Origin of the sequence: Bacillus sp. SIMBA_026 (assembly GCF_046535335.1) — a bacterium.
Taxonomy (GTDB): Bacteria; Bacillota; Bacilli; order Bacillales; family Bacillaceae; genus Bacillus; species Bacillus velezensis.
This window is the reverse complement of sequence record NZ_JAWRWX010000080.1, coordinates 1-309: the sequence shown is the minus strand read 5'-3', so window position 1 is coordinate 309 and position 309 is coordinate 1. Positions and strand designations below refer to the sequence as shown.

Sequence of the window (309 nt, the reverse complement as noted above, 5' to 3'; positions counted from 1 at the left end):
CACATGGCGGACGCCTCCCCATTGCGACAGCTGGTTTGACGATCATTTACGGCGAGAACGGCGCTGGTAAGTCGGGCTATTCGAGAGTGTTCAAGCAGGCTTGCCGTGCTAGAGACCGGCGGGAGCCGATTCTCCCGAACGCGAATATCGAGCCCAATGCGGCCAATGTGGCTCAGGCCATATTTGAGGCCGTAATCGATGGGATCGTCACCGACTTGCCTTGGCGCTATGGCAATCCGTCGCCGGAACCATTGTCGGACATCTCCATCTTTGACACGCATTGCGCTCGCGCCTATATCGACAATCACG

General features: G+C 57.6%; 1 pseudogene. It reads left to right on the top strand.

Features of this window, described 5'->3' with window-relative positions:
• Positions 1 to 35: 35 nt before the first annotated feature.
• Positions 36 to 309, top strand: a pseudogene (locus SB847_RS20755) (AAA family ATPase); the annotation flags it as partial.